The sequence below is a fragment of the Planococcus sp. PAMC 21323 genome (assembly GCF_000785555.1).
Lineage (GTDB): Bacteria > Bacillota > Bacilli > Bacillales_A > Planococcaceae > Planococcus.
In genome coordinates this window covers 957,646-982,384 of record NZ_CP009129.1, presented here as the reverse complement: position 1 = coordinate 982,384, position 24,739 = coordinate 957,646, and the positions used below count along the sequence as shown (strand labels likewise).

The window sequence follows — 24,739 nt, the reverse complement described above, 5'->3', positions numbered from 1 at the left end:
CAATAGGCGTTTGAAAATCTTCTATTTCTCTCTTTATCATATCATAATGCATAAAAAAAACCCTCTAGCAGATTAAACGTCTGCTTCGAGAGTTTGTACTTCTGGTTCTAATTCTTGTACTTCTTTTACTTCTTGTTCTGCTTCTTCAATTGGAGGAGTTGCTTTTCCAACTTTTTTTATAACAAAATAGGCACAGCCAAAATTGCAGTATTCGTAAAGGTAGTCCTGCAGCGTACTTATTTTCGTATCATAAGTCGCCTTGTGATTTATGTCTTCAAAAAATCCTTTTAACCGTAATTGTCCATAGCCCCAGTCACCTAATATATAATCATATTTCGATAAAATTTCGCTGTAACGAGTAGTTATTGCTTCTTCTTTAAAGCCTTCTCGGTGGTCAATTAGTATATCATATTGCCATTGATCCAATGTAATCATATTTTCACCATCCATTAGCTGTTTATAGCAGCTGTTTGTATATCGCCGAGACGCTGACGCTCTTTAGCAGCTGCATTGACTTGCTCATCCGCATGATAGCTGCTTCGAACCAACGGACCTGCTTGGCAATGAGAAAACCCTTTGGTCATCGCAATTTCCCAGAGTTCCTTGAATTCTTTTGGCGAATAGTATTTTTGTACACTTAAATGTTTTTTTGTCGGCTGTAAATACTGACCGATTGTCATGATATCGACATCGTTCGCGCGCAAATCATCCATTACTTCAATAATTTCTTCTTTCGTTTCTCCCAAGCCAATCATTAACGAAGATTTTGTTGGAATTTCCGGATGCATTTCTTTTGAACGCTTTAACAGCTCAAGTGATCGATCGTATTTAGCACGTGCACGAACTCTCGGTGTAAGTCGACGTACAGTTTCGATATTATGGTTTAAAATATCTGGTTTAGCATCCATTAGTCGTTCAAGGTTTTCATAGACTCCACCCATATCAGACGGCAAAACTTCGATTGTTGTAAATGGATTAGCACGTTTGATCGCTCGAATTGTTTCAGCAAAAACTGTTGAACCACCGTCTTTTAAATCGTCTCGTGCAACTGCTGTGATGACTGCATGTTTTAAGTTCATCATTTTTACAGATGCTGCTACACGTTCTGGTTCCTGTAGATCTAACTCATTTGGCAATCCTGTTTTGACTGCGCAGAAACGGCAAGCTCTTGTACAAATTGCTCCTAAAATCATAAAAGTTGCCGTTCTTCGCGTTCCCCAGCATTCATGGATATTTGGACATTTTGCTTCTTCACAAACCGTATTTAAGTTGTTTTCTCGCATCATTTTCTTTAAATCTGTATAGTTTTCATTGGTGTTTAATTTAATTTTTAACCAATCAGGCTTTCTAAGATGTTCTTTTTTTTCTGACATGCACATCTTCCCCTGTCTATCTGATTTGAATAGGAATCTAATTCAATTCCAAATGTATCATAAAGCTCTGTTCCTCACAAGTTGCCATCGTGCTCCAAATCCATAGAAAAGCCCGGAAACTTTTCGTTTCCGGGCTTTTATTTTATAGGTTATTTGTAGCGCTTGAATTACGTTTCTTTTTGCCGGTATTAACTGCGTGAAAAATACTGGCAGCTAAACCTCCCCAAACTAAAACCATACCAATAATCATAACTACGATTGAACTTGTTGACATATGCTACTCCCCCTTTTAACTACGCTCGTCATATTCACCTTGATTTTTATGCCATTTTGCAATAGAGAATAGGATACCGAATACTATTGCAGCCGAAGCTACTGCTACGCCGCCTGATAAAGTAAACATGTTAGAATATCCTTCATAGTTACCTGTTTCCGTATCAAACTCTTGTAAAATGTTCATTTTCAGTAACCCAAACATCATATAGCCTAAGACAATTGGCGTGATAATTCCGAGGCTGACTTTCCACCATGCACCCAGATGAATATCTGAAATTTCGTTTGCATGAGCTTTAAGTAAGTCTGCTTTGCGGAATACCCAAACAACTAACACAACTTCCACTAAACCGACTGCAGCAACACCAAATTGGTTGATAAAGTAATCTGCAAGATCTAGGAAGAATAATCCACCTTGAGTTGCGAATAAAATTGAAATTAGAGCCGCAAGTCCGCCACCAAATACAACAGCTTTTCTGCGTGAAATTCCGAATTTCTCAGTGAATCCAGCAACATACGTTTCTGTAATTGACATTAATGATGTCAATCCAGCAAGTGTTAACGATAGGAAGAATAGGAATCCAAACAATCCATTAAAACTTGGGAACTCATTAATGATTTGTGGGAATACAACAAATGCTAAGCCGACACCCGCTGAAGCTACTTCAGAAACTGGAACTCCTTGTTGTGTCGCCATAAATCCAAGTGCTGCGAAAATTCCGATACCTGCAAGTAATTCAAAGCTTGAGTTAGCAAACCCTGTAATAAATGCATTATTCGTGATATCTGATTTCTTCGGTAAATACGATGAATAAGTGATCATGATCGCAAATGCTACAGATAAACTAAAGAAGATATGTCCATAAGCTGCGACCCAAACCGATGGATTCATAATGGCAGTAAAATCAGGTTGGAAAAACGCTTCCAATCCAATCAAAGCACCATCTAGTGTAATTGCTCGAATTACCACTGCTAAGAAAATAATAACTAACGTTGGGATGAAAATTCGGTTAGCCATTTCAATTCCTTTTTTAACACCGGCAAGTAAAATCCCGAGTGTAATCGCCCAAACAAGAACTAAAGGAATAAACACACCCCAGACAATCCCACCTGTTTGCCCTGGACTAACTGTAAGTTGTAAAAATTCATTGAATAAGAAGTCTTGTGTATCTGTACCCCATGCCTGATTGAAAGAAAAAATAGTATAGCGCATTGCCCAAGCAATAATAACGGCATAGTACACGGATATAACAAAGGACACAAACACTGCCCACCAACCAAGCCACTCTAATTTTCTACCGCCCATTCGGAAAAATGATAACGGTGCTGACCCTCTATACTTATGGCCGATCGTGAATTCTAAAATTAATATTGGTATACCGGCAGTCAATAATGCAAATAGGTATGGTATAAAAAAGGCACCCCCACCATTTTCATACGCAACATATGGAAAACGCCAAATGTTACCTAAACCTACTGCAGAGCCGACGGCTGCCATGATAAAACCGGCACGTGTACCCCATTGCGAACGTTCCATCTCTCTTCCCCCTTAGTATTCCCATTCTTTTTACATAAAAATAGGAATTTTGTTTGTTTTCAGATTATTTACTAATCTAAAATTAGTATACCGAGAGAGCGCTTTAATGTAAAGATGATTTCGAAATTTAATTGAAAAAAACTATTGTAGCAAAAGTAAAAAGGCAGAGGATAAGCTCCTCTGCCTTACTTCTATAAATTATTTTGCTGTTTTTCAATAATAGTTGTCCGTTGGGACCATACTACAAACAGTACTGCTAGAACGATTAGTACAGCACCTAATGACAGTAACAAAGAACCAGTGAAACCTATGACAATGTACCCGATTGCAGCGATACCAGCAGCAGTTAATGCGTAAGGTATTTGGGTTAAGACATGGTCCATATGATTACTTCCTGCTCCTGTTGAAGACAAGATAGTCGTATCAGAAATCGGTGAACAATGATCACCGAATACTGCTCCTGCTAAAACTGCAGATAGTGCTGGCAATAATAGCGCAGGCTCTGCTTCGATCATAATTGTTCCAGCAATCGGTAAAAGTATACCAAAAGAGCCCCATGACGTTCCAGTAGAAAAAGCCATAACTCCTGCTAAAACAAATAACAGAACTGGCAAAATCGCTGTAGGGACATTGCCGTCAGAAACGACACCAGCTAAGTATGTTCCTGTTTCTAATGAACCGATCAAGGAAGTTAATGACCAAGCGAATACCAGGATTAATACTGCTCCCATCATGGACTTGATTCCAGCCCAAATTCCTTTGCCAATCCAACCCAAGTTGGCTGTTTTATTAACTTTCATTTGAAGCGAATAAAGAATTATAGAGGTTAATGCTCCAAGAAGTCCGCCTACCAATAGTGAAGCCGGCACATCTGTATTTTCAAAAATCAACCAAATATCAACCACTTGGCCAGCATTTTGGTAGCCCGTCCAAATCATCGCAACTACCGTTCCGACGATCAACAGCAAAATAGGAAGTAACAAATCTCTCACATGACCATGTGAATGAGTCGGAAATTCCTCTTTCATTTCGCCCGGAATTGTTTTTTCAGGATCGAAAAGCTGTCCTTTAGAAATAGCTAGTACTTCGTGTTTTTTCATTTCACCAAAATCAACATCGCGAACTGCGACGAAAAAGACGATAGCAAGAGAAGCGACTACATAAAAGTTCATTGGTGCCATCCAAAGAAATGCCTCAAGTGCAGAATATTCCACGAAAGTTTGACCTGCTAAAATCGTTGCAATGATACCGATAATCGCTGCTCCCCAACTTGATACGGGTGACACCACACAGACAGGTGCTGCAGTCGAATCGATAAAGTAAGCCAGCTTGGCACGTGAAACTTTGTATTTGTCCGTAATCGGACGCGCTACTTGTCCAACAGCCAATGCGTTGAAATAATCATCGATAAAGATGACCATGCCAAGAACAACTGTTAATACTTTTGCACCACGGCGAGATTTAATGTGAGTTGATGCCCATTCAGCGAAAGCATGACTGCCTCCTGAGAGACTAACAAATGCCGTAATTACACCTAACAGTAAGAGAAACAAAAGGATAAAGACGTTATAGGCGTTAAATCCGCCATCCCAAAAAATAATTGCGAATGATGTGAAAAGTTCCTGTAAGGCTTCTAGTGGTGCAAACCATGTAAGAATAATAGCTGCTGCCACAATCCCTGCGCCTAACGATAAAAGGACGCGACGTGTTAGTAAGACCATTACAATTGCAATAATCGGTGGCAAAATCGAAAAAATCGTATTCTCCATATTAACTCCTCCTTATTTTTGATGGGTGAAATTGAGAAAAAAAAGCTGACCTCTCCAGTTGGATAAAGTCAGCTTTCTACAATTCGTCTGTGCGGTAAAACATCAAACAACCCTGTAGCCCTCCATTTAAGCAATTGCTTAAATGACAGTGACATTCTTTTTCAGAATGCCCCCAACCTACTTCTTATGACCATAAGAAGTAAATTTCGGCAAAACTTCCTTTCAGATACGTTCAACGCGGTCAAACTCGCGCACCCTACTGATCAGTTTTGCAGCCTCTACCCACCATTATAACTTTCCTTTTAAGCATAGCCCAAATTCACGCTAATATCAACTGAATGTTTATTCTAACCGCCTCTACTACTTTAATGCTTTACTACGAAAATATTGACCAAACACGTCACGTAGAAATTCTGGCATATAATATGTTTTCCTAGCTCTTTTCAAACTCGGGAAAAAATAGCCGAATGTCAGCATGTCTAATGTAACCAACTGATAAATTTGATCATGTACAACTCTTCGGTCCCCTATATATAAACGGCGATCAATAAGCTCCATATTTAAATGAATCATTTTGCCAAACACCGCTCCTCGGAATCCCATTCCTTTTAACTCAAGTTGAGGCCATTCAGAATTCAAGGATTGCAAATAAATTTCTTTTAGCTCTGCACCACTTAGCTCGACGACACATGGATTGATGGGATGTGGCAACATCTTGTGAAAGTTATAACGTGTCATTTCTCCTTCGTGTAAGTCTTCCATAAATATTCCCGCATTGAATAGTGCACAATCAGCACCTGTAAATTCAATCATCGCTTCACCAAATAAAGTTGCAAGCTCTGAATCCTTGAACCATTCTGCTTTCAACTCTTTATCACTCCGAAATACAAGTTCATTCATTTGAATTCTTCCTTGTTCAATGAGATGTTCATCGAACTTTTCTTGAACTTCGCATAGTCTGGATACTTCAACTAATCGAGCAGAAGTTTTTTTGAAATCCTTCTCTACTGTAATATGACCAACAAAAAATCCGAATTTCCCAGCAGCGCCAAGTAATGTATTACCTTGCCATTTTCCATCATGAAAAACATGATGAGTATGCGCACCTAAAATAATATTAATTTGCGGGCAAAGTTCTGCCAATAACTCATCCTCTTTAATGCCTAAATGAGACAAACAAACAATCAAATCGGTTTTGTCTTTAATTTCTTCTACCGATTGAATGATGGCTCTTTTCGCGTCGGTGATTTGCCATCCCAGTTTGCGGTAAAACGGAGTAAATTCAGCAGTAGCACCAATCAAACCTATACGTGTCCCACTTGCTGTTTGAATAATTTTGTATGGTTTTGCCCATTTTGGTCGGTTGCCTTGCAAATCAAATAGATTTGAAACCACAACATCAAACTTAGCCTGAACATACAAATCATCCAACTCATCTTTCGACAACGTTATACCTTCGTTATTACCGATTGTGACCGCATCGTAATTTGCTTCGTTTAGCAATTGAACATTGCCTTTACCAGCTGTACCTTCTGTATAAGGATGAGAGCGATCAACATGGTCGCCAATATCCAAAACAAGACAAACATCGCCTTCTTCTTCGTGCCATCTTTTTCGTTCTGCTAAAAATGACTTTATACGCGGCCAATTTGTAAAATGACTATGCAAATCATTTGTATGATAAATATGAATCGTTTCACTCATGAAAACACCTCTTTAACTGCTGAATATTCCTTCGTAAATTGAACGTAGCCCAAGCACGAGAAGCACAATTCGTAGAATAGTTACTAATACTTCTGAATTGAGACGTTTGTTTAACGCTGCACCAACTTTTGCACCGATATAAGCACCTGGCACAACTGCGAGTGTGTATATCCAAGGAACGTTCCCTAATGAGATATGTGTAACCGAATTGACAAGTGCTGATAGAAAAACCATTAGCATTGACGTCCCAACAGCAACATGAGGAGGAAATAAAAACAACAGAATCATTGCCGGTACAACAATAGAACCGCCACCGATTCCAAACAATCCAGATGCAACTCCTACAAAAAATGTTAATAACAATGCAAACCAAATCGGGTAACCGTAAATGTACTCTTTATTTTGTTTGTCTATAAATGTTGTTTTGCGACCATTGTCCACAAACCACCGAACGGCTTTGAGACGATCGCGTAACAGTAGGAGTATTGACAGGAAAACTAGAAGAATGCCAAAATATAAATTGAAAGATGGCAAATCTAAATTTTTATTAATAAAAGCACCGACAATTGTCCCCGGTGCACTTCCTGCAAAGAAAATAAATCCACTTTTGTAATCGACTGTTCGAACTTTCATATAGGCTAAGGTTGAAGAAAGTCCTGTAAAAATCATCATGATAACCGACAGTCCAACGATTTTTTGTGGTGAAAGTTCAGGGAAAAATGCAAAGCTAGTCCCCATAAATAGTAGAGCAGGCACCAATATAACGCCCCCACCCAATCCAATTAGGGCACCCAGTATGCCGGATAGTACTCCAACAACTGCCATAACGATGAAAACCATTAAAATCCTCCTTCAAATAAATCCATTTGCTTTGGTGATAACCCATCAAATGTTAAACCATTCATCTTTTGGAACTGCTTGGCATCACCTGCTGCATGTCCCCCTGAGTTATTATTAAAAACGACATAAACATTTTCAGTAGTCTTAGTTAATGACTCTACGACCGCACTAATTTCCTCAAGCTCTTCGTTATTGTAATCATACAAATAACGAACTTCTCGCCAGTTTTGCCCACCCCCAGGATTTACCCAGCCGTGGACGTTACGACCATGAATACGCAGTAACACTTTATCATTCCTAGTAGCTATTGGTACAAGCGGAATAGACCCTTCACCTGCTTGTGGTTCATCACAAACCGAGTGAATAAGATTATTGTCCCGAAGAAAATCTACCGTTTTTGCACTCATCGCATTAGCATACCAAGACTGATGGCGAAATTCGATTGCCAAATCAAATTCTTTAAGACGATCGATAATTTCCCGAAGCTGTTCAACATTTTCTTTTTGACAATCAAACCATGGTGGAAATTGTAGTAACACCATAGCTAGTTTGCCTTCCTCTTTTAGAGGTTGTACAGATTTACTAAATGCTTCAAACATGGCATCACGTGACTCAAATGGGTTTTCACCACGCAGATGACCGGTCATGCCTTGATAAGCTTTTACGACAAATTGAAATTGTTCAGGTGTTTCCGCAATCCACTTACGAATATTCCGTTCTGGTTGAACCGCATAAAAGGAAGAATCCAATTCAACAATTGGAAAATGAGCACTATAATCACTTAATTTATCTGTTTTCTTTGAGCTCGGGCTATAGACATCCGGATGATCTCCCCAACCCGTCAAACCTACATAAATCATAGTCCCGCCCCCATTTTCGTTATTATTTTATGATAACATAGAACAAATAGAACGTCTTATTTTAAAGAGACTTTTACCTTCTAAGAGCTTATCTAAAATGAGTAATTTGAGTACTATTTCTTGGTACATTGTCTTCCTGTTATTTAAAAAGAAACGACTGCGGGATCACCTATTTTTTAGTTGTATGCTAACACATGGATTAGTGACACTTCTTTAACTAGACTATAAACAACTTACAGAAACAATTGTACTTTCTAAAATTATTATAGAGCCCATTGAACCCATAAAAAATAAGCTTTGGCGTAATAAAACACGCCAAAGCTTATTCGTAATAGACCACTTAAATTTTTAAACTTAGAATAGCCCGCCTATCCCTTTTTTCGTAATTACGGATTTTGCAGAATCCATCAATTCTTTCTTTTCAGTTTCATCAATTTGTCCATCATCATAAGCCTCTTTTGCTTGTGCCAATACTTCTTTTGCTTCGCTTAAGTCAGCATTACTCAACTTTTCTTTTAATGCATCGAATTTTTGACTCATATTCAACATTCCTCCTATAAAATTATCTACTCTCTTCTTATACCCATTAAACAATAATTCAAACTATAATAATTGATTAATTGCGTATTTAAAGCTATGCATAAAAAATAACCCTTGGCGTGAAAACGATCACACCAAGGGTTACATGTAAATTTATTAACCGATCGAGCCTTCCATTTCGAACTTGATTAAACGGTTCATTTCTACCGCATATTCCATTGGAAGTTCTTTTGTAAATGGTTCGATAAAGCCCATTACGATCATTTCTGTTGCTTCTTGCTCAGAAACACCACGGCTCATCAAGTAGAACAATTGCTCTTCAGACACTTTTGAAACTTTTGCTTCGTGTTCCAGTGAAACGTTATCGTTTAAGATTTCGTTGTATGGAATTGTATCAGAAGTAGATTGGTTATCCATGATTAATGTGTCACATTCAATGTTTGAACGTGCGCCATCTGCTTTGCGTCCAAAATGAACGATTCCGCGATACGTTACTTTCCCGCCTTGTTTTGAAATTGATTTCGAAACAATTGAAGAAGACGTATTTGGAGCCAAGTGAACCATTTTTGCTCCAGCATCCTGATGCTGACCTTTACCAGCGATTGCGATTGACAATGTCATGCCACGTGCGCCTTCGCCTTTCAAGTAAACAGCCGGGTACTTCATCGTCAATTTCGAACCGATGTTGCCATCAATCCATTCCATTGTCCCGTTTTCGTACACAAATGCACGTTTCGTTACAAGGTTAAAGACGTTGTTTGCCCAGTTTTGAATCGTTGTATAACGGCAATAAGCATCTTTTTTCACGATGATCTCAACAACAGCTGAGTGAAGTGAGTTCGTTGTGTAAACAGGAGCTGTACAACCTTCTACGTAATGAACGCTTGCGCCTTCATCCACAATAATCAATGTACGTTCAAATTGGCCCATGTTTTCCGAGTTGATACGGAAGTAAGCTTGAAGTGGTGATTCTACTTTAATGCCTTTTGGCACATAAATAAACGATCCACCAGACCAAACTGCCGTGTTCAACGCAGCGAACTTATTGTCTGCCGCTGGAATTACTGACTGCCAGTATTCTTTGAAAAGATCTTCGTTCTCACGAAGTGCAGAACCCGTATCTTTAAAGACGATACCCATGTCTTCTAATTCAACTTTCATGTTGTGGTAAACAACTTCAGACTCATATTGAGCTGATACACCCGCTAAATATTTTTGCTCTGCTTCTGGAATTCCTAATTTATCAAAGGTACGTTTGATTTCTTCAGGCACTTCATCCCATGAAGTTTGGCTCGCTTCAGATGGTTTTACGTAATACGTAATCTCATCAAAGTTTAGTGAACCTAAATCGCCGCCCCATTGTGGCATTGGCATTGAATAAAACAATTTCAATGCTTTTAGACGAGATTTGAGCATCCATTCTGGTTCTTCTTTGATCTTCGAAATTTCTCTTACGATATCTTCAGTCAGACCTCTTTTAGATCTAAATACTGAAACATCTTTGTCGTGGAACCCATATTTATAATCACCGATTTCCGGCATTTTTTTCGCCATCGTCGTTCCTCCGTTCTATGTTACGATTTTTCTTCGTTTTGCACGCCTTTTTCCATAGCTTTCCAAGCCAAAGTCGCACACTTTATACGGGCTGGAAATTGAGAGACGCCTTGTAAAGCTTCAATATCACCAAGATCAATCGAATCATCGTACTCTTTACCAAGCATCATATCTGAAAAGATACCGGAAAGTTTTAATGCCGTATCAATTTTCTGCCCTTTGACAGCTTGCGTCATCATCGAAGCAGAAGCCATTGAAATCGAACATCCTTCACCGTCAAACTTCGCATCTTTGACTATGCCGTCTTCGACCTGCAAAGTCAGTTGGATGCGATCTCCACAGGTCGGATTGTTCATCTCAATACTAACACTATCATTTTCAATCGTCCCTTTATTGCGGGGCGTTTTGTAATGATCCATAATAACGCGTCGGTATAATTGGTCTAAGTTATTAGAAGACATCGTTGAAATACTCCTTTGCCGAACGCAGCCCTTCTACTAAACGGTCAACATCTGACTCGTTATTGTATAAATAGAAGCTAGCGCGTGCTGTAGCTGAAACTTCCAGCCATTTCATTAAAGGTTGCGCACAGTGATGACCTGCACGAACCGCGATTCCGCTCATGTCTAAGACAGTAGCGACATCATGCGGATGAACGTCGTTCAAATTGAACGTCACAATACCCGCACGTTTTTGTGGGTCGGTTGGTCCATATATATCTAATCCTTCGATCAAGTTCATTTTTTCCATTGCGTAAGCAGCCATTTGATGTTCATGCTTCTCAATTTCATCTAACCCAATCTCGTTAAGAAAATCTATAGCTGCACCTAAACCAACTGCACCTGCAATAATTGGTGTACCGCCTTCAAATTTCCAAGGCAGTTCTTTCCATGTCGAATCGTATAAACCAACGAAATCGATCATTTCTCCACCAAATTCTACAGGTTCCATATTATTCAATAACTCTTTTTTGCCGTAAAGAACGCCGATACCAGTTGGTCCACACATTTTGTGACCAGAAAATGCAAAGAAATCACAATCCAATTGCTGAACATCTATTTTCAGATGTGGCGCTGCTTGAGCACCATCAACCACCATAACTGCTCCATTTTCATGCGCAATTTGTGCAACTTCTTTTACTGGATTCATCGTACCAAGAACATTCGAGACATAAACCATTGAGACGATTTTTGTTCGCTCCGTCACGACTGCGCGGACTTGCTCTAACGAAATCGTGCCGTCTTTTTCAAGCTCAACATATTTTAAAATGGCTCCACGTTCTTTCGCTAATTGTTGCCATGGAATAATATTAGAATGATGTTCCATATAGGTAATGACAATCTCATCGCCTTCTTGAACATTGGCTCTGCCGTAGCTTTGCGCAATAAGATTCATAGCGGTTGTCGTTCCTCGTAAGAAAATAATTTCTTCCATCGAATTAGCGTTAATGAATTTCCGAACTTTTTCACGTGCACCTTCATAATGTTCAGTAGCACGATTCCCAAGTGTATGAACACCTCGGTGTACGTTGGCATTATCTAATTCATAATAAGATTTTAAGGCCTCAATGACTTGAACCGGCTTTTGTGAAGTAGCGGCACTGTCCAAGTAAACCAGTGGATGACCATTTATTTCTTGGTTGAGTATTGGAAAATAGCTTTTTATCTCTTTGTTGATCATTAGCGGACTTTCCTTTCGATAACCTCCGTCAATTGCTTTTTAACGCCTTCGATTGGCAACACTCGAACTACTGGTGCCAAGAAACCGTGAATAACAAGACGTTCAGCTTCCTGTTTTGTAATACCGCGGCTCATCAAATAATACAATTGAAGTGGATCTACACGACCAACTGATGCCGCATGTCCTGCTGTTACATCATCTTCATCGATTAAAAGAATTGGGTTTGCATCGCCACGTGCTTTTTCACTTAACATCAATACACGTGATTCCTGTACTGCGTTAGATCTTGTTGCACCGTGTTCAATTTTACCAATGCCGTTAAAGATTGAAGAAGCTGAATCTTTCATAACACCATGCTTCAAAATAAATCCTTCTGAATCTTTACCCCAATGAACAACTTGAGTTGTAAAGTTTTGTTTTTGCGACCCACGTCCAACTACAACACTTTTCGTATCACCGAAAGAATTATCGCCGATCAAGTGTGTTGTGTTTTCAGAAATTGTATCGCTATCATTCATCATGCCTAAAGCCCATTCAATGCGTGCATCACGTGCAACAATACCACGGCGGTTTACATACGTAATAAACCCTTCTGCTAGCGTATCTACCGCACCGTACGTAATTTGAGCGTTATCTTCAGCAAAAACTTCTGAAACGATGTTAGCCAAGCCATTTGCATGTGGAACTGTAGAATAATAGTTTTCCACATAAGTTACTTTACTGCTTGTATCTGCAACAACGATTACGTGGTTAAACAATGAAGCTTCTGCATCGTCATGATAAAAGACCACTTGTACGGGCTCTTCTACAACGACGTTTTTTGGCACGTAAAGGAATGCTCCACCGTTCATCAATGCAGCGTTTAACGCCGTCAATTTATGCTCATCTGTTTTCACGCCATTAGTCATAAAGTATTTTTTGACTAAATCGCCATGTTCACGTAGAGCTGTAAAAATATCCGTCAAAATAACACCTTGTGCTGCAAGATCTTCAGAAATGCGTGAAAATGCAGGCGTATTATTATGTTGGATATAAAGGTTTTTTTGTTCTAAATCTACGATAGCTTTAACATCTTCTGTTAAATCCTCAATAGAATTGAAAGTTGAACTTTCTACTGTATGAACTGGAAAGTCAGTGAAATTCCAGCTAAGAATTTTCGTTTTATCTGGTTTTGGTAATGGCAAGCTTTGCGCTTCACCAAACGAACGAAGACGAAGCTCAGTAAACCACGAAGGTTCACCATTCATTTCTGAAAAGGAGCGCACGTCCTGCTCGGTCATTTTTAAATTTGTTTCAACCGTCATGCTAGTCTCTCCCTTCAATTATGCTTGTCCTACAGTCTCGTCTTCAATACCAAGTTCAGCTTTGATCCAGTCGTAACCTTCAGCTTCTAGTTTGTGAGAAAGTTCTTCTCCACCTGATTTAACAACGCGACCTTGCATCATTACGTGAACGTGATCAGGCGTAATGTAGTTTAGTAGACGTTGGTAATGCGTAATGATTAAGCAGCCAAAGTTTTCGCTTCTCATTTGATTAATACCTTCAGAAACTACTTTTAGCGCATCGATATCAAGTCCAGAGTCAATTTCATCTAGAACAGCAATTTTTGGTTTGATCATCATAAGTTGTAAAATTTCATTACGTTTCTTTTCCCCACCCGAGAAACCTTCGTTTAAGTAACGTTGCGCCATTTCCTGTTCCATATCAAGAACTTCCATTTTGCTGTCTAGTTCACGGATAAATTTCATTAATGAAACTTCATCGCCTTCTTCGCGACGTGCATTCATTGCAGAACGCATAAAGTCAGCGTTTGTTACGCCAGAAATTTCACTTGGGTATTGCATACCAAGGAAAAGACCTGCGCGAGCGCGTTCGTCAACTTCCATTTCAAGAACATCTTCACCGTCAAGTGTAATTGTTCCTTGAGTTACTTCATATTTTGGGTGACCCATAATAGCTGATGCTAATGTAGATTTACCAGTCCCGTTAGGTCCCATGATTGCGTGAATTTCACCTGTATTAATTGTTAAGTCTACACCCTTTAAAATCTCTTTGTCTTCGATTTTAACGTGTAAATCTTTAATGACCAAAGTTGACATGTATATACCTCCATAAAGTTAATATTGGGATGGCGAACCATCCTTAATTAGTATCATTCTAATCTTAACCCATATTCACATTACTAGCAAATCATTAAACTACTTATAAAACAAAGGAAAATCAATTTAGAATACTGGATTTCTCACTTATTTACAAAAGATAGGCATGATAACTGTCATGCTAATATTTTTTCAATAAAAGAATGGTAATTGAGAATTTCTATCAATAAAAAAGCCAGCATCTAATGATGCTGGCTTTACACTGTTATATGCTAAATTTAATCTCTATGAACTTGCCGTTCGATCTGGCTGGCTACTTTTTGACCTAGCTGATAATCTTGTTCACGGCGCTGTTCTACTTCAAGAATTTTATCTGTGTCATTTTGATACTCATCAATTCCGAAACCATGTGCATTTCTAAATGCCTGTTCCATTTTCTCCGTCTTGTCTATTCCGTTCGATTCAATAATGAACCATTCCTTTCAATCTTGGGTTTTAAAGATTTACATTGGTAAGTATACCCCATTCAATATTAAATAAACACCTAAATAGTCTAATTAATCAGAAAATAGAACTATTGTCTTATATCTACTCAATAAAAAAATCCTTTGACGCTTGTCCGTCAAAGGATTAACTATTATTGTGATACTTCGTTATAAATACTAGAAGCAGCTAGACCTTGTTCTTCTAATAATTCATTTAATTGAGTATCTGCTTCATTGAATTTTTCATTTGCTGCTTCAAAAGAAGGCGTTTCTTTTGTTAACTCTTCAGCTTTCAAATCATATGATTCACGCATTGCTGTGAATGCTGAAGAGATTTTTTCTTCTTGATCTTTTAAAGTTTCTGGAATTTCTAATGAGTCGACTGCTTTTACTGCTTCATTACTAGACGCAATTGCTGCATCTTTCATTGCTTGCAGTTCCTCACCTTCTGGTAAAGATTCTTCTGCTTGATTTATTTCAAACGTATTTAAATCTGCATCTACAGCATTGATTGTGTTTGGAATAGACATGTAGAATTTCATCATTTCTTTTTTAACTTCTGAAGTGTCATCAGATTTTTCAGTGCTAGTAGTTTCTTTTGGTTCAGTTGACTCTTCTTCAGCACAGGCCGTTAATAAGAACGTTGCAGTTAATCCGATTGCCCATAATTTCTTCATGATGGTTCCCCCTATTATGTAATATCAACGTTATAATAACACAATAATTACCAATAGAATAGCATTTGGGAATAGTCGGAATCGACAGACTTTATTGATTAATTTAAACTTTTACGGCCGTTTGTGAACCGATCAACAATATGCGCTAATGCACCGTCTCCTGTAACGTTCGCAGCAGTACCAAAGCTATCTTGTGCTAAATAAAGTGCGATCATTAACGCTACCATTGTTTCGTCAAATCCGAGCATACTTTGTAGTAAGCCGATTGCTGCCATTACAGCTCCTCCTGGAACTCCTGGTGCCGCAATCATCGTAACGCCAAGCATTAGAATAAATGGGAAGAAGCTGCCAAATGATGGCACTCCACCTGTTAATAGAACAACACCGATCGCACAAGAAACCAATGTAATTGTACTCCCTGATAAATGAATTGTTGCAAACAATGGCACTGTAAAGTCAGTTACACGTTCGTTCGCTCCAGATTTACGAGCTTGACGCAAAGTAACTGGAATTGTAGCTGCAGAAGACTGTGTTCCTAATGCTGTGAAATAAGCAGGCATCATTGTTTTTAAAATCGAAAATGGATTTCTACCTTTTAAAGCACCTGCTGCAGAATATTGTAGCGTTAACATTGTCCAATGAAGAATTATGATCATTATGAAGACAATCCCAAATAACGACAAGATTTCAAACACAGCTCCACCATAGGCCATATTGGCAAATATTCCGAAAATATGGAACGGTAATAGTGGAATAATGATGTATGAAATCGTTTTTTCGATAATTGCTTGGAACTCATCGAAAAACGATACCATTGTTTTGCTTCCTGTTGATGCCATACCAATACCTAATAAAAATGCCAAAATCAAAGCAGCCATAACACCAAAAACAGGTGTCATTTCAAGTGCAATAAACGAAGACGCTAATGCATGTTCAGGATCTTCCAAATTGCTTAGTGAACCTTGCTTCATAAAATTAGGCAATACAGTTGTTGCCACAAAAAATGCTAAAACACCAGCTGTAATAGTCGATGCGTAAGCAATACCCGTTGCGAGTCCTAGTAATTTACCAGAACCTTTTCCTAATTTCGCAATTCCTGGAGCAATAAACCCAAGAATAATTAGCGGCACAACAAAGTTTAAGAAATTACCAAAAATTGATGTGAATGTTGCAAAAACACGCACTAGCCATTCTGGTGCAACTAAACCAACAAGTACTCCTAAAACGATCGCCACAACTATACGTGGCAATAAACCAAAATTGACCTTCATCCACCTGTCCCCCTCATATGAACATTTGTTTCTTTTTTTATTATTCAAAAATAGCACAGACATCTTTGAATTGTAAGGTTTATAAGAAAACACGAAATATTTTTATTGTTTTGACAAAATAAAAAAAGCACCCTTTCGGATGCCTTACTCGTTATTAATCTACTGGTACTACTGAACCGCCCCATTCTTCCAAAATAAAATCTTGGATTTCCTGGGATGTTAACACTTCCACTAATGCTTTCACATTTTCGTTATCTTCATCACCAGCACGCACAGTAATAATGTTTGCATATGGCGAATCCGAAGATTCAATTGCAATTGAATCTTCTAATGGGCTGATGCCAGCATCAATTGCATAGTTCGAGTTGATTAGGACAGCATCACCTTCACCAGATTCATACAATTGAACAAGTAATGCTGCTTCGTAGTCTGCCTCAAACTGTAAATTTTTTGGATTTTCGACAATATCACTTACTTCGGCAGCTGTTTTCTCTACACCTTCTGCTAATGTGATTAAGCCTTCTGCCTCAAGCATCGATAAAATACGACCATGATCTGATACCGAGTTGCTCATCAAGATGGTTCCATCTTGTGGTAGTTCATCAAGAGAAGCATATTCTTGTGAATAAACACCGATTGGCTCGATGTGAATCCCTCCAGCATTTTCAAACTCATAACCATTATCAGCTACTTGAGACGCTAAGTAGGGCACCGTTTGGAAATAGTTCGCGTCAATTTCACCAGACTCTAAATCCTTATTCGGCAAGATATAATCTTGATACGTTTCAATTTCTAGCTCGATTCCTTGTTCTTCAAGAATTGGTTTTGCTTGTTCTAAAATTTCAGCGTGTGGCACGTTAGAAGCTCCTACGCGCAATGTCTTCGATTCTTCTTCGCTAGCTCCACCATTTCCGCATCCGGCTAATACCAATGCTGTTAACGCTGTTCCTACTACAAATTTCTTCATCTCGATCTCTCCTTTTAGTGTGTTATTTATAGAACGGAAAATCCGTTTTTACCGTTTGTCAGCTTTGATTGTGACTAAATCACCAATGTATTGAATGATAAAAACAATCACTAATATCAAGATCGTTGCCATTAATGTAACGTCTTCGCGGCTACGTTGGAATCCGTCTAGGAAGGCTAGAGTTCCAAGACCGCCTGCACCGATAATTCCCGCCATGGCCGTGTAGCCAACTAGTGCGATAGCCGTAACTGTAATGCCAGAAATCAGTGCCGGTTTTGATTCGGGTAATAAAACTTTCCAAATGATGGTACCTGTCGTTGCGCCCATTGAACGAGCTGCTTCAATAACGCCTTTATCAATTTCTTTTAACGCGATCAATACCATTCGCGCATAAAATGGGGCTGAACCAATAATCAATGCTGGTAACGCTGCATTCGGCCCTCGTATAGTTCCCATCAGGAATAATGTTAATGGAATCAACAGAATGATTAAAATGATAAATGGAATCGAACGGAAGATGTTGACGAATGCACCAGTTAACCAATTGACTACTTTGTTTGCCCATAATTGTTTAGGTGCAGTTAAAAATAAAACAATCCCGAGTGCTAGTCCAATGATAAACGTAAATAATGTTGATAATGCCGTCATATAAAGTGTTTCAAGAGTTGCTTCCCACATGCTGTTCCAATCGACGTTTGGAAATAAAGACTCAATCATTTTGCATCACCTCCGCTTGAATATCTTCTGCACGAAGAAATGCTATTGCTTCTTCAATTTCTGTTGACGAACCTTTCAACTGCAGTATCAATGTTCCGTAAGCTCCTCGCTGTGTATGTGAAATATTTCCTTGAACAATATTTACTTCTACTGAATGACTGCGAATCAATTTTGTTAGCACAGGCTTTTCAGTTTGTTCACCAAGAAAGACCAATTTCACTAATTCACCTGTAGGGTATAATTCGCGCAAGTTTTTAATGGTTTCTTGTGAATCTCCACTATCGGCTACTTGTGCAACAAAGCGCTTTGTAATTTCTGCTTGTGGTGATTGAAAAACGTTTAAGACATCTCCTAATTCAACCACTCGACCACCTTCCATCACAGCTACGCGATGACAAATTTTCCGAATGACATGCATTTCGTGAGTGATCAACACGATGGTTAACCCTAAACGTTTATTAATGTCCACGAGTAAATCTAAAATAGCGTCTGTCGTTTCTGGATCAAGTGCTGACGTCGCTTCATCGCATAACAATACTTCTGGATCATTTGCTAACGCTCGGGCAATACCAACGCGTTGTTTTTGTCCACCTGACAATTCAGACGGATAAGCATTTTCACGACCCGCTAATCCGACTAGCTCGATGAGTTCTTGTACGCGTTTTCCTCGTTGTGATTTTGCCACACCAGCAATCTCTAGAGGAAATTCAATGTTATCTTTTACAGTACGAGACCAAAGCAAATTGAAATGTTGGAATATCATACTGACTTTTTGGCGGGCTTTACGCAATTCTCCACCTTTGATTGATGTAATCATTTGACCGTTAATTTCAACAGTTCCTGAAGTTGGTTTTTCCAACCCATTTAGTAGTCGGATTAACGTACTTTTTCCTGCTCCGCTATATCCGATAATGCCAAAAATTTCTCCATCCGAAATGGATAAATCGACTTCTTCAACGGCTGTAAGAATGGCTTTGCCTGTATCGAACTTCTTTGTTACTTTTTTCAATTCAATCATTCTTCTAACTCCCCTGCATTTTAAAATAAAAAGCCCTTCTGCGCATAAATGAGCAGAAGGGCAAACGTATAGTATACGGAAACCAATCTCTCATCTTTCAAAGCTTTTGCTCTGAGTGACTTGGCACCATTTCATTTTCATGACGGTTGCCGGGCTTCATAGGGCACTTCCCTCCACCGCTCTTAATAAGAGTTCGATATGAAATTATTTAGCAAATAAAACCTGTAATAAGCTCGATTGCTTTCTTATCAGAAAACTAATTTAACACGACCGGCTGTATTCGTCAACCGCTTTTAACTTATTGTATAAAAATGGTACCGAGTGGAAAGCATAAACTTTTTCTTTTAGCTTGCCACCTTCTGTAATTAGCAAACATGGCACACTTTCCACTTCATAAAGGTCTGCAATTTCTTGAACATAATTCAAGTTTGCTTTGCCCATCGGTAAGTCTGGCAATAACTCTGAGATGACTGATAACATCTTAGAAGCTACTTGGCACGTACCGCACATAGGCGTATATAAATAATAGGCCGTTACGTTCTGTGTATTTTTTTCTTTGATCCATTCTTTGTGTGTCCATTCTTTCATCTTCTTCATCCCTCTATTAATAGCTTATTAACTTGGATATTTGCTGTGATGAGTACATCCTTCAAAATCCTAAGCGGTGTTGTGGCAACTTCTTTATAGCGACGATCAATATAAAAATGGTTTGCTTCAGGAAATTCGCGTTTTACTAGCTTTCGCAGCTTATCACCGGAAGAATCTGCATCCACTAATATAATCATATCCTGACCTTCGTAGGGTTGTAATAGTTCTTCAAGCCTTGTTGCACTAACTGTACCATTTGTGCAAAGAATCGTCACGGGTTCTGCAATGAGCGGGGCTATTCTCAACTTATCGCTTTTCCCCTCAACTACAATCACTTTCATAACTCTCACCTCATCAAACCTAGAATATGATAAGTAGTCATTTCAAATTGATGATCCTGCGGCTAAGCGACTAAAAAAACTCATTAATCAACTTGTCTACTTTAAAATACCAATGATAGCGTCTCTAGTCCATTTTCAAGCTCAGCAACCAAAACCCTAATAAAAAAAGCGCCAAAATGCTGGCGCTTTACGAGACTTACTCGTTAGTCATTTCTTTGTATTGGTCAGCAGTCATTAAGTCATTAACTTCTGCTTCAGAAGGGGCTTCGATTACAACCATCCAAGCCTGCTCGTATGGCGATTCGTTAACAAATTCTGGGCTATCTTCAAGCTCAGAGTTAACCTCGATTACTTTACCACTAATTGGTGCATATAATTCCGAAACCGTTTTAACGGATTCCACGCTACCGAAAGGTTGATCTTTTTTCAGTTCGTCTCCAACTTGCGGAAGTTCAACAAAAACGATATCTCCCAATTCAGCTTGTGCGAAATGAGTAATGCCGATACGTGCATTGCCATCTTCGATTTTAACCCATTCATGTTCTTTTGAATAACGAAGTTCTGCCGGTGTGCTCATCTTGACCCCTCCAAATTATGTAGTTCACTCAAATTTAGTTTGACATAAACAGCAACGAAATACAAGTTGCCACTACGAGCTTATAGCCACGTATTTTGATATTCTGCTTCTTTAAAGCCAAGTAGCGCATTTTCGCCGTCCCATGCGAGTGGTCGTTTGATTAACATGCCATTAGAAGCAAGTAGCTCTAGCTGCTCATCTTCGCTCATCGTTGATAATTTGTCTTTTAAACTGAGCGAGCGATAAACCAACCCACTTGTATTAAAGAATTTCTTTAGTTCTAAACCGCTAGCCTTATGAATTTCTGCAAGTTGTTCTTTCGTTGGCGGATTTTCTGAAATATGTATTTCGTTGTATTCTATCTCATTTTTCTCAAGCCAGCTTTTTGCTTTGCGGCAAGTCATGCATTTTGGATATGCGTAATAAGTGATCAAGTTAGAACCTCCCTTTTTTCTAAGCTTACCAAAAAGAAGTAAACTGGTCGATGTATAAAAATAGGCAATCCCATTTTTTAATGGGATTGCCTTATCTTGCATTATCTTAAACGACGTATTTTTCAACGTCGATTAACTTAACTGCTGCTTCACGTTTTTTCGCAATCACGTTATAAGGTGTTGAACGTGTTAATTTGCGTAAAGCAGATAACATCATGCGCTGGTTATCTCCTTCGATAGCCGCAATCAATGTCTCTTTTGCATCACGTTCGATTTGATCAAATGCTTCTTGGCAATAAATTTGTGTGTATAAAAGTTTTTGCTTCGCTTTTTCTTCACCAGAAGCAGCAATTGCTTTTTCTGTTCGCAACACGACTGATTCCATCGCAAAGACGTTGCTAACGATGTCAGCAATGTTCACAAGCACTTCTTGTTCTGCTTCTAGTTTTGTGCCATATGTTTGTGCAGCTAAACCAGCAGCTAACAATGCAATTTTCTTGGCGTTTTTCACCAAGTATTTTTCTTGATCTAACGCTTCTGTTCCTACTTCTTCAGGCATCATCATTAATAGCTCTTCTTGTAGCTTTTGAGCGTGTTCGAGTAATGGCAATTCGCCTTTCATTGCTTTACGCAATAATGTACCTGGTACAAGCAATCGATTGATTTCATTTGTTCCTTCAAAAATACGGTTAATACGAGAATCGCGGTAAATACGCTCGATTTCATACTCTTGCATAAAGCCATAACCGCCGTGTAATTGAACACCTTCATCTACGATATAATCCAATGTTTCCGTACCGAAGAATTTGTTCAGCGAACATTCTACCGCAAATTCAGCGATTGAATCAGCTACTAATTTGCCATCTGCATGCTGCTCATCCGTAAACCCGCTCATACGATCTTCGAATAATCCAACTGTACGATAAACTGAACTTTCCACTGCGTATAACTTAGAAGCCATCGTCGCTAACTTTTCGCGTGTTAAGTTAAACGATGAAATCGGTGTTTTAAACTGCTGACGCTGGTTTGTATACGGAATCGTTAATTCCATCGCACGTTTCGATGCACCAATTGTGCCTACCCCTAATTTATAACGACCAATATTCAAAATGTTAAACGCAATAATATGGCCACGTCCTGCTTCGCCTAATAAATTTTCTACAGGAACTTCCGCATCTTCAAGAATCAATGTACGAGTTGAAGATGACTTGATCCCCATTTTCTTTTCTTCTGGTCCAACAGAAACACCTGGGAATTCACGTTCAACAATAAAGGCAGAGAATTTGTCTCCGTCAATTTTTGCATAGACAATGAAAACATCTGCAAATCCAGCATTCGTGATCCACTGCTTTTCACCATTTAATACATAATGCGTGCCTGCTTCATTTAGTTTTGCTACCGTTTTAGCACCTAACGCGTCAGACCCTGAACTTGGCTCTGTTAATGCGTAAGCTGCGATCATTTCTCCTGTAGCTAAACGCGGCAAATAACTTTGTTTTTGTTCTTCGTTACCGAATAAAACAATTGGAAGTGACCCGATACCAACGTGTGCTCCGTGTGTAATTGAGAAACCACCCGCTTTGGACATTTTTTCAGCAATTAATGCAGAAGCGACTTTATCTAAACCAAGGCCGCCGTATTGTTCAGGAACATCAGCACCTAAAAGACCAAGCTCACCAGCCGTTTTTAACAAACGAACTGAATGTTCAAATTCATGGTTTTCTAAGTTTTCAATGACCGGCATTACTTCTGTGTTCACATAGTCTTCTGTTGATTTGGCGATCATTTTTTGCTCTTCAGTAAAATCTTCCGGCGTGAACACACGCGATAAATCTGCATCTTCGATTAAAAAGCTTCCGCCTTTGATCAATGTTTTTTCTTGTTCCATGTTGAATTCCTCCTAGTTTTTACTTGCTTATATAGATTGTATTTTAGGTTGAGCTGTTTTTTACTCAGATGTTACGCAAACCAACTACGCTTTCCTGCGGGCTTGCGCCGAACTAACTCGGGCTATACGCCCGAGTGGATTTCGACACTTCGCTATCCCGCGGGAGTCTCCGTTGATTTGCTTCACATCTTAGTGAATGGCTTATATCATTCATCTTATTTTCAAATAGTTAACCATGAAGAAAGAGCGTAAGGCGGCGACTCCAGCGGGAAAGCGGAGTGATGAGACCCCGCAGGAGCTTGCGACGAGGAGGCTCAGCGCTTCGCCCGCGGAAAGCGTCCGCCTGAAGCGATTTCTTACTTTACTAATCTCTATAGCATTTCAAAGACGCCTGCTGCGCCCATTCCCCCGCCGATACACATGGTTACGACACCAAATTGTTTGCCTTGGCGTTTTAGTTCACTCATCATGCGAATGGTTAAAATGGAACCTGTTGCACCCAGTGGGTGACCAAGTGCGATTGCACCGCCGTTAAAGTTTACTTTGTCGATATCCAGACCAAGCTCACGTATAACACCTAGTGATTGAGAAGCAAATGCTTCGTTTAATTCCCATACATCAATGTCATCAATCGTGAGTCCAGCTAATTTTAATGCTTTTGGAATTGCGACAATCGGTCCGATTCCCATAATTTCTGGTGGTACACCACCTGTTGCGAATGAACGGAATTTAGCGATTGGCTTTAGTCCAAGTGCTTCAGCTTTTTCACGGTCCATAACAAGCAATGCTCCAGCACCATCAGATGTTTGCGATGAGTTCCCTGCCGTTACCGATCCCCGCGCTGAGAAAGCTGGACGCAATTTACCAAGACCGTCCGAATTGGTGCTGTGACGAACGCCTTCGTCCATTGTGAACATCGATGTTTTTTCTTGGTATTTATTGTTTTCATCGACATATCGTTTTGTTACTTCTACAGGAACGATTTCATCATCAAAGTTTCCAGCTGCAATGGCTGCTGCCGCTTTTTCATGAGAGCGAACTGCAAATGCATCTTGGTCTTCACGGCTGACGCCGTATTTTGTCGCAACTTGTTCGGCTGTATGACCCATGCTCATATAATACTGAGGAGCTGTTTCAGCGAGTTTGGAGTTTGGACGAATGACGTTGCCCATCATTGGGACCATGCTCATAGACTCTACGCCGCCTGCGATAATTGCATCGGCTGACCCAACCATAATTCGTTCTGCTGCATAAGCGATTGTTTGAAGGCCTGAAGAACAGAAACGGTTTACAGTAACAGCCGGCACTGTGTCTGGCAATCCTGCAAGTGCTCCGATATTACGTGCGATATTCATGCCTTGTTCTGCTTCTGGCATCGCGCATCCCATAATTAAATCATCGATTGGCCCATCATAACCGCCAGCTCGCTGTAATGCTTCTCTTACAACTAATGCACCAAAATCATCTGGTCGCACAGTCACTAAAGAACCTTTTGTCGCTTTTCCGACCGGTGTTCGAGCACTGGCCACAATTACTGCTTCACGCAT

26 protein-coding genes and 2 riboswitches are annotated in these 24,739 nt (G+C 39.4%); all 26 genes read right to left on the bottom strand.

All coding sequences use genetic code 11. The features are described 5' to 3' along the window. Positions 1 to 72: 72 nt before the first annotated feature. Positions 73 to 435, bottom strand: a complete 363-nt coding sequence (locus PLANO_RS04900) for a YutD family protein (protein WP_038703382.1) — start codon at positions 433 to 435, stop codon at positions 73 to 75. A gap of 14 nt (positions 436 to 449) precedes the next feature. Next, positions 450 to 1,373: a lipoyl synthase gene (lipA, locus tag PLANO_RS04895; RefSeq protein ID WP_038703380.1), complete on the bottom strand. Its 924-nt coding sequence runs from the start codon at positions 1,371 to 1,373 to the stop codon at positions 450 to 452. A 142-nt stretch (positions 1,374 to 1,515) separates the two neighbouring features. After that, on the bottom strand, positions 1,516 to 1,647 hold the full coding sequence (locus PLANO_RS15945) for a methionine/alanine import family NSS transporter small subunit (protein ID WP_156108885.1): 132 nt from the start codon (positions 1,645 to 1,647) through the stop codon (positions 1,516 to 1,518). A 15-nt stretch (positions 1,648 to 1,662) separates the two neighbouring features. Beyond that, the gene (locus tag PLANO_RS04890; RefSeq protein ID WP_038703379.1) at positions 1,663 to 3,183 is read right to left on the bottom strand and encodes a sodium-dependent transporter; all 1,521 of its coding nucleotides are present in this window, start codon (positions 3,181 to 3,183) and stop codon (positions 1,663 to 1,665) included. Between the two features lie 191 nt (positions 3,184 to 3,374). Next, entirely contained in the window at positions 3,375 to 4,952 is a 1,578-nt protein-coding gene (locus PLANO_RS04885) for a Na+/H+ antiporter NhaC family protein (protein ID WP_038703378.1), read from the bottom strand. 107 nt (positions 4,953 to 5,059) lie between these two features. Next, positions 5,060 to 5,241, bottom strand: a riboswitch (Lysine riboswitch). Between the two features lie 71 nt (positions 5,242 to 5,312). Next, positions 5,313 to 6,656, bottom strand: a complete 1,344-nt coding sequence (locus PLANO_RS04880; RefSeq protein ID WP_038703377.1) for a bifunctional metallophosphatase/5'-nucleotidase — start codon at positions 6,654 to 6,656, stop codon at positions 5,313 to 5,315. Positions 6,657 to 6,668: 12 nt separating this feature from the next. Next, complete coding sequence (locus PLANO_RS04875) at positions 6,669 to 7,496, bottom strand: sulfite exporter TauE/SafE family protein (protein ID WP_038703376.1); 828 nt, start codon at positions 7,494 to 7,496, stop codon at positions 6,669 to 6,671. Next, positions 7,496 to 8,356 carry a DUF72 domain-containing protein gene (locus PLANO_RS04870; RefSeq protein ID WP_038703375.1) on the bottom strand — a complete coding sequence of 287 codons (861 nt, stop codon included), beginning with the start codon at positions 8,354 to 8,356 and terminating at the stop codon, positions 7,496 to 7,498. The genes PLANO_RS04875 and PLANO_RS04870 overlap by 1 nt, the downstream gene beginning before the upstream one ends. Positions 8,357 to 8,710: 354 nt before the next feature. Continuing rightward, complete coding sequence (locus PLANO_RS04865) at positions 8,711 to 8,896, bottom strand: hypothetical protein (RefSeq protein WP_038703374.1); 186 nt, start codon at positions 8,894 to 8,896, stop codon at positions 8,711 to 8,713. A 156-nt stretch (positions 8,897 to 9,052) separates the two neighbouring features. Continuing rightward, positions 9,053 to 10,450, bottom strand: a complete 1,398-nt coding sequence (sufB, locus tag PLANO_RS04860; RefSeq protein WP_038703373.1) for a Fe-S cluster assembly protein SufB — start codon at positions 10,448 to 10,450, stop codon at positions 9,053 to 9,055. Positions 10,451 to 10,470: 20 nt separating this feature from the next. Beyond that, positions 10,471 to 10,911 carry a Fe-S cluster assembly sulfur transfer protein SufU gene (sufU, locus tag PLANO_RS04855; protein WP_038703372.1) on the bottom strand — a complete coding sequence of 147 codons (441 nt, stop codon included), beginning with the start codon at positions 10,909 to 10,911 and terminating at the stop codon, positions 10,471 to 10,473. Beyond that, positions 10,901 to 12,130, bottom strand: a complete 1,230-nt coding sequence (locus PLANO_RS04850; protein ID WP_008497707.1) for a cysteine desulfurase — start codon at positions 12,128 to 12,130, stop codon at positions 10,901 to 10,903. Before PLANO_RS04850 ends, sufU begins: the two co-directional genes overlap by 11 nt. Continuing rightward, a complete protein-coding gene (sufD, locus tag PLANO_RS04845; RefSeq protein ID WP_038703371.1) occupies positions 12,130 to 13,434 on the bottom strand; it encodes a Fe-S cluster assembly protein SufD in 1,305 nt (434 codons plus the stop codon). The genes PLANO_RS04850 and sufD overlap by 1 nt, the downstream gene beginning before the upstream one ends. 18 nt (positions 13,435 to 13,452) lie before the next feature. Beyond that, the gene (gene sufC / locus PLANO_RS04840) at positions 13,453 to 14,235 is read right to left on the bottom strand and encodes a Fe-S cluster assembly ATPase SufC (protein ID WP_331429111.1); all 783 of its coding nucleotides are present in this window, start codon (positions 14,233 to 14,235) and stop codon (positions 13,453 to 13,455) included. Between the two features lie 272 nt (positions 14,236 to 14,507). Further along, positions 14,508 to 14,663, bottom strand: a complete 156-nt coding sequence (locus PLANO_RS16070; RefSeq protein WP_197053110.1) for a YuzK family famiily protein — start codon at positions 14,661 to 14,663, stop codon at positions 14,508 to 14,510. Positions 14,664 to 14,866: 203 nt separating this feature from the next. Continuing rightward, on the bottom strand, positions 14,867 to 15,391 hold the full coding sequence (locus PLANO_RS04835) for a hypothetical protein (RefSeq protein ID WP_038703370.1): 525 nt from the start codon (positions 15,389 to 15,391) through the stop codon (positions 14,867 to 14,869). A gap of 98 nt (positions 15,392 to 15,489) precedes the next feature. Beyond that, on the bottom strand, positions 15,490 to 16,662 hold the full coding sequence (locus PLANO_RS04830) for a dicarboxylate/amino acid:cation symporter (protein ID WP_038703369.1): 1,173 nt from the start codon (positions 16,660 to 16,662) through the stop codon (positions 15,490 to 15,492). Positions 16,663 to 16,816: 154 nt separating this feature from the next. Beyond that, positions 16,817 to 17,629, bottom strand: coding sequence for a MetQ/NlpA family ABC transporter substrate-binding protein (locus PLANO_RS04825; RefSeq protein WP_038703368.1), 813 nt, complete (start codon positions 17,627 to 17,629; stop codon positions 16,817 to 16,819). 48 nt (positions 17,630 to 17,677) lie between these two features. Then, positions 17,678 to 18,346, bottom strand: a complete 669-nt coding sequence (locus tag PLANO_RS04820; protein ID WP_038703367.1) for a methionine ABC transporter permease — start codon at positions 18,344 to 18,346, stop codon at positions 17,678 to 17,680. After that, positions 18,339 to 19,364 carry a methionine ABC transporter ATP-binding protein gene (locus PLANO_RS04815; RefSeq protein WP_038703366.1) on the bottom strand — a complete coding sequence of 342 codons (1,026 nt, stop codon included), beginning with the start codon at positions 19,362 to 19,364 and terminating at the stop codon, positions 18,339 to 18,341. The genes PLANO_RS04820 and PLANO_RS04815 overlap by 8 nt, the downstream gene beginning before the upstream one ends. A gap of 87 nt (positions 19,365 to 19,451) precedes the next feature. Continuing rightward, positions 19,452 to 19,556: riboswitch (SAM riboswitch) on the bottom strand. Between the two features lie 69 nt (positions 19,557 to 19,625). After that, positions 19,626 to 19,952, bottom strand: coding sequence for a thioredoxin family protein (locus PLANO_RS04810; RefSeq protein ID WP_038703365.1), 327 nt, complete (start codon positions 19,950 to 19,952; stop codon positions 19,626 to 19,628). A gap of 5 nt (positions 19,953 to 19,957) precedes the next feature. Then, positions 19,958 to 20,293, bottom strand: a complete 336-nt coding sequence (locus tag PLANO_RS04805; protein ID WP_038703364.1) for a toprim domain-containing protein — start codon at positions 20,291 to 20,293, stop codon at positions 19,958 to 19,960. 196 nt (positions 20,294 to 20,489) lie between these two features. Next, the gene (gene gcvH / locus PLANO_RS04800; protein ID WP_038703363.1) at positions 20,490 to 20,870 is read right to left on the bottom strand and encodes a glycine cleavage system protein GcvH; all 381 of its coding nucleotides are present in this window, start codon (positions 20,868 to 20,870) and stop codon (positions 20,490 to 20,492) included. Positions 20,871 to 20,950: 80 nt separating this feature from the next. Further along, entirely contained in the window at positions 20,951 to 21,304 is a 354-nt protein-coding gene (locus tag PLANO_RS04795) for an arsenate reductase family protein (protein ID WP_038703362.1), read from the bottom strand. A gap of 106 nt (positions 21,305 to 21,410) precedes the next feature. Next, the gene (locus PLANO_RS04790; protein ID WP_038703361.1) at positions 21,411 to 23,192 is read right to left on the bottom strand and encodes an acyl-CoA dehydrogenase family protein; all 1,782 of its coding nucleotides are present in this window, start codon (positions 23,190 to 23,192) and stop codon (positions 21,411 to 21,413) included. A 371-nt stretch (positions 23,193 to 23,563) separates the two neighbouring features. Next, complete coding sequence (locus PLANO_RS04785) at positions 23,564 to 24,739, bottom strand: acetyl-CoA C-acetyltransferase (protein WP_038703360.1); 1,176 nt, start codon at positions 24,737 to 24,739, stop codon at positions 23,564 to 23,566.

What these genes read in the sequence shown, in the direction of transcription:
- PLANO_RS04900 (WP_038703382.1), bottom strand. Translation starts at nt 435, where the DNA reads ATGATTACATTGGATCAATGGCAATATGATATACTAATTGACCACCGA.
- lipA (WP_038703380.1), bottom strand. Translation starts at nt 1,373, where the DNA reads ATGTCAGAAAAAAAAGAACATCTTAGAAAGCCTGATTGGTTAAAAATT.
- PLANO_RS15945 (WP_156108885.1), bottom strand. Translation starts at nt 1,647, where the DNA reads ATGTCAACAAGTTCAATCGTAGTTATGATTATTGGTATGGTTTTAGTT.
- PLANO_RS04890 (WP_038703379.1), bottom strand. Translation starts at nt 3,183, where the DNA reads ATGGAACGTTCGCAATGGGGTACACGTGCCGGTTTTATCATGGCAGCC.
- PLANO_RS04885 (WP_038703378.1), bottom strand. Translation starts at nt 4,952, where the DNA reads ATGGAGAATACGATTTTTTCGATTTTGCCACCGATTATTGCAATTGTA.
- PLANO_RS04880 (WP_038703377.1), bottom strand. Translation starts at nt 6,656, where the DNA reads ATGAGTGAAACGATTCATATTTATCATACAAATGATTTGCATAGTCAT.
- PLANO_RS04875 (WP_038703376.1), bottom strand. Translation starts at nt 7,496, where the DNA reads ATGGTTTTCATCGTTATGGCAGTTGTTGGAGTACTATCCGGCATACTG.
- PLANO_RS04870 (WP_038703375.1), bottom strand. Translation starts at nt 8,356, where the DNA reads ATGATTTATGTAGGTTTGACGGGTTGGGGAGATCATCCGGATGTCTAT.
- PLANO_RS04865 (WP_038703374.1), bottom strand. Translation starts at nt 8,896, where the DNA reads ATGAGTCAAAAATTCGATGCATTAAAAGAAAAGTTGAGTAATGCTGAC.
- sufB (WP_038703373.1), bottom strand. Translation starts at nt 10,450, where the DNA reads ATGGCGAAAAAAATGCCGGAAATCGGTGATTATAAATATGGGTTCCAC.
- sufU (WP_038703372.1), bottom strand. Translation starts at nt 10,911, where the DNA reads ATGTCTTCTAATAACTTAGACCAATTATACCGACGCGTTATTATGGAT.
- PLANO_RS04850 (WP_008497707.1), bottom strand. Translation starts at nt 12,130, where the DNA reads ATGATCAACAAAGAGATAAAAAGCTATTTTCCAATACTCAACCAAGAA.
- sufD (WP_038703371.1), bottom strand. Translation starts at nt 13,434, where the DNA reads ATGACGGTTGAAACAAATTTAAAAATGACCGAGCAGGACGTGCGCTCC.
- PLANO_RS16070 (WP_197053110.1), bottom strand. Translation starts at nt 14,663, where the DNA reads ATGGAACAGGCATTTAGAAATGCACATGGTTTCGGAATTGATGAGTAT.
- PLANO_RS04835 (WP_038703370.1), bottom strand. Translation starts at nt 15,391, where the DNA reads ATGAAGAAATTATGGGCAATCGGATTAACTGCAACGTTCTTATTAACG.
- PLANO_RS04830 (WP_038703369.1), bottom strand. Translation starts at nt 16,662, where the DNA reads ATGAAGGTCAATTTTGGTTTATTGCCACGTATAGTTGTGGCGATCGTT.
- PLANO_RS04825 (WP_038703368.1), bottom strand. Translation starts at nt 17,629, where the DNA reads ATGAAGAAATTTGTAGTAGGAACAGCGTTAACAGCATTGGTATTAGCC.
- PLANO_RS04820 (WP_038703367.1), bottom strand. Translation starts at nt 18,346, where the DNA reads ATGATTGAGTCTTTATTTCCAAACGTCGATTGGAACAGCATGTGGGAA.
- PLANO_RS04815 (WP_038703366.1), bottom strand. Translation starts at nt 19,364, where the DNA reads ATGATTGAATTGAAAAAAGTAACAAAGAAGTTCGATACAGGCAAAGCC.
- PLANO_RS04810 (WP_038703365.1), bottom strand. Translation starts at nt 19,952, where the DNA reads ATGAAAGAATGGACACACAAAGAATGGATCAAAGAAAAAAATACACAG.
- PLANO_RS04805 (WP_038703364.1), bottom strand. Translation starts at nt 20,293, where the DNA reads ATGAAAGTGATTGTAGTTGAGGGGAAAAGCGATAAGTTGAGAATAGCC.
- gcvH (WP_038703363.1), bottom strand. Translation starts at nt 20,870, where the DNA reads ATGAGCACACCGGCAGAACTTCGTTATTCAAAAGAACATGAATGGGTT.
- PLANO_RS04790 (WP_038703361.1), bottom strand. Translation starts at nt 23,192, where the DNA reads ATGGAACAAGAAAAAACATTGATCAAAGGCGGAAGCTTTTTAATCGAA.
- PLANO_RS04785 (WP_038703360.1), bottom strand. Translation starts at nt 24,739, where the DNA reads ATGCGTGAAGCAGTAATTGTGGCCAGTGCTCGAACACCGGTCGGAAAA.